General features: G+C 63.5%; 3 protein-coding genes and 2 pseudogenes. 2 read left to right on the plus strand and 3 right to left on the minus strand.

The window, feature by feature from the left end; translation table 11 throughout:
- A pseudogene (locus tag U9980_RS28825) lies at positions 1-126 on the plus strand (LuxR family transcriptional regulator); the annotation flags it as partial.
- Positions 127-630: 504 nt separating this feature from the next.
- Here U9980_RS28825 and U9980_RS27120 read toward each other — a convergent pair.
- The 3 genes and pseudogenes from U9980_RS27120 to U9980_RS27130 all read right to left on the minus strand — a co-directional run.
- A complete protein-coding gene (locus U9980_RS27120; protein ID WP_322752482.1) occupies positions 631-945 on the minus strand; it encodes a GlsB/YeaQ/YmgE family stress response membrane protein in 315 nt (104 codons plus the stop codon).
- Positions 946-1,049: 104 nt separating this feature from the next.
- On the minus strand, positions 1,050-1,442 hold the full coding sequence (locus U9980_RS27125) for a hypothetical protein (protein WP_322770529.1): 393 nt from the start codon (positions 1,440-1,442) through the stop codon (positions 1,050-1,052).
- 209 nt (positions 1,443-1,651) lie between these two features.
- Positions 1,652-1,990, minus strand: a pseudogene (locus U9980_RS27130) (IS5/IS1182 family transposase); the annotation flags it as partial.
- A gap of 598 nt (positions 1,991-2,588) precedes the next feature.
- On the opposite strand from U9980_RS27130, the gene U9980_RS27135 reads away from it, so the two are divergent.
- On the plus strand, positions 2,589-2,867 hold a 279-nt coding region (locus U9980_RS27135; RefSeq protein ID WP_322770530.1), incomplete at its 3' end, for a WD40 repeat domain-containing protein.

Genomic DNA, 2,867 nt, shown 5'->3' on the forward strand with positions numbered 1-2,867 from the left:
GTACAGGACCATCTCAAGTCAATCTTCGACAAGACGGGCGTACGAAGCCGGGGCGAACTGGTAGGCCGGGTTTTCCTCGAAGATTACGCGCCACGCTGGGAGGAACTACCCGGTGTGCCTGGCTGATGCCCGGCCCGTTGACCCCGGCTCCCGATCCGCCTCACCAATGGCTGGCGGGAGGAACAACCGCAGGATCTCCACCGGCCGTCGGACGTTAATCCACGCGTCCAGGCCGTGCTCGCCGCAGGGGGACTGCGCTGCCATGAAGATCGCCGATGGGCTTGCGGACGCAAGCTTCCTCGGCGATGCACCAGCCGGCCAGCAGCGGCACGCGGCGAAGAAGCGACCACGTTGCTTGATCTCCTGATCAGTACGCATCGTCCACGGCAGATCCTCAGGGATTCATGACCGGTGACAACCTGGCGTATAGGTTGGTGAGACACAGGGGCTGGACGGCGACAGCGGTTCGACAGCAGTTCGAACTCGCTCCAGAAAGCGCCAAGCAGGAATACTGCTACGGCAGGCACGGAATCCTCGGTCAGGTACAGCGCGTCGAGAACTTCATGATTGACCGGGATCGTGCTTGTCCGCCGTCCGGCCCCTTAGCGTCACACCTGTTTCCGGTACCTCTTACCGGCGTACGTAGCGCCGAGACCGCCGAGACCGGCGGAAGCGGCTGGTGCTACGGCCGTCGACGGCATGCCACGCCAGCAATACCAGAATGGCACCGATGATGGAGCCGACGATGCCGGAAGATTGTAATGGACCCGCACCGGCGTCCTTGCTGAAAAGGACGTAACCGAGGAACCCGCCGACGAAGGATCCGACGACGCCGACGGCTATGGTGCCCCCGATACCAATGTGGTCCGGACCGGGCACCACCAGGCGTGCGACGGCACCGGAGGCGAGGCCGAGCAGCAACATAACGACGATGAACTCAAGCATTGTCGTTTCTCCTTCTCGAGGTGATTACCGATGTGCTCCCTCCACCCAAACCACCGAACTCCTTTTCTCAGCTAATTTCAGGTCACCTTCGCAGCCGACCGCGGTCAGTCCGCGGCACGGTGACGGAGCCGGGCTGCCCGCCGCGTGAGCAGCAGGACGACACCGCCGGCAACCACCCCGCTAGTGGCTCGGGGGTGACGACGGGCCTGCTGACCTGCGACGCGAGCGGCCTTGCCGCTGGTGACCACGGTCTTCTCGGCGGCGTCGCGGGTCCGGTCGGCAGCTGCCGCGACGTGCGGCGTAAGCCCACTTGTCGCGTCGGTGACCTTCCGCCCAAGGTCGACGGCACTCGTGGCCACCCTCTCTTTAGTCGCGAGAAGCACGCTATGACCGTTTTCATCCATTTTATCTGTATGGATGATATCTGTCCCGGTATCGGCAGTGAGTGGATGTGCGTCCGCGAGATCCGGTCGGGGGGGGATGGACTGTTCGATCATCGAAGATCCTCCTCGTGCACCAGCGATCTGTGTAGTCGTCGGACGTAACGAAGGGTGGGTCTTGTTATCTACTACCCAGGTTCCGCCATCAATAATCGGATGATTCCAGCTATGCGATGACGTCCCTTGCACGTCCACTTATCGGGTGTGACAGTGGATGGTTCTGTCCGTGAGTGTTGACCGCATCTGCCGGCGGCCCTGTCGCACCGGGCGGTGGTGTCGTGTTCGCGGCCGGGGCGCATGTCGGAGGTCCACGGAGGCCAGCCGGCCGGGGCGGTGACGACCTGGACGTTCCTGCCGTGGTTGTCGTGTTTGCCGGACCGCCACAGGTCCACGCCCGGGGTGGGGCCGGGGGTGCGGTTGCGGTCGCCATCGATCAGGGTGCCGTCGACGCTGAGGAACCAGCGCAGCACCAGGACGGCCTGGTGGCGGCAGGTCAGCGCGCGGATATCGGGGCGGGTGCCGCACCGGCTGCGTTCCGCAGCGAGTAAACCCTCCAGAAGCACAACGGTTTCCTCCCGCGATGGCAACACGGCCGTATATGTCACACTCGCCGGTACGCGAGACCTTTCTTAGGCTGATCTTTGGTCGGACCAGTCTTCCTGGCGGGATCCCGTGTTTTCTTGTTGAATCGTCAGTTTTCGGGCGTGTCGACTACGGAGAGCGTCAGTCATGTACGGTCATGAGTCATTACATGGAAACGCTCATTGGACGGATGCGGGATACATGGACTATTCTCCCCAGAAATCCGAAGCCACTATCGTCCTGAACAAATGCTGCCGACGGCGCCGAAAGGATGATCCACGAATGAACGGTTCAACACGGCGCCGAATTTCCAGCCGATCAGGCTGCGGAATCGTCGTGTTCGGCGTCTTGGCAATGCTGGTGGGCGGTTGCGGCGGAGGAATGACGGCATGGCCTCATGGTCGTCGTCGCCGAGCGGCTGCGTGGACGGCAGCGGTGGTTGCGCGCAGGGGCGGGCCTTCGTCCAACGGGACCATACGGTCTCAGAATTGGATTGCTTGGTCGATGGTTCCCGCTGTCGGATTAAGTGTTGGTAGGCGTAGTGCATCATTCTGTGCTCTTGCAGCGGTCTTCCTGTTCGTTGCCGGATGTGGCGGCGGCGCTCCTTCCGCCGCGGGCCTGGTGACACCGACCGGTACCGCACCGGAGGTCAGCCAGGACCCGACGGCCTCGCCATCCGCCGCTGCGACGGGCCTGCGGCAGGTTGCCAGCTTCGCCGGCGCCACCCTGCACGTGGACCCGCTGGCATTCAGCCCGGACGGCCGGACTCTGGCCGGCAACGAGGGCAGCGAGAAGCGGGTGCGATTGTGGGACGTGGAGACGGGAAAGGCCACGGCCACCATCACCGCACCCGGTAATGTGTCGGTGGGTTTCACCCCTGACGGACGGGCACTCGCCACC

Origin of the sequence: Protofrankia sp. Cr1, from assembly GCF_963555865.1 — a bacterium.
Taxonomy (GTDB): Bacteria; Actinomycetota; Actinomycetes; order Frankiales; family Frankiaceae; genus Protofrankia.

Bases quoted from the DNA above. Each gene is read 5' to 3' on its own strand.
- U9980_RS27125 (WP_322770529.1), bottom strand. From the start codon at position 1,442: ATGATCGAACAGTCCATCCCCCCCCGACCGGATCTCGCGGACGCACAT.
- U9980_RS27120 (WP_322752482.1), bottom strand. From the start codon at position 945: ATGCTTGAGTTCATCGTCGTTATGTTGCTGCTCGGCCTCGCCTCCGGT.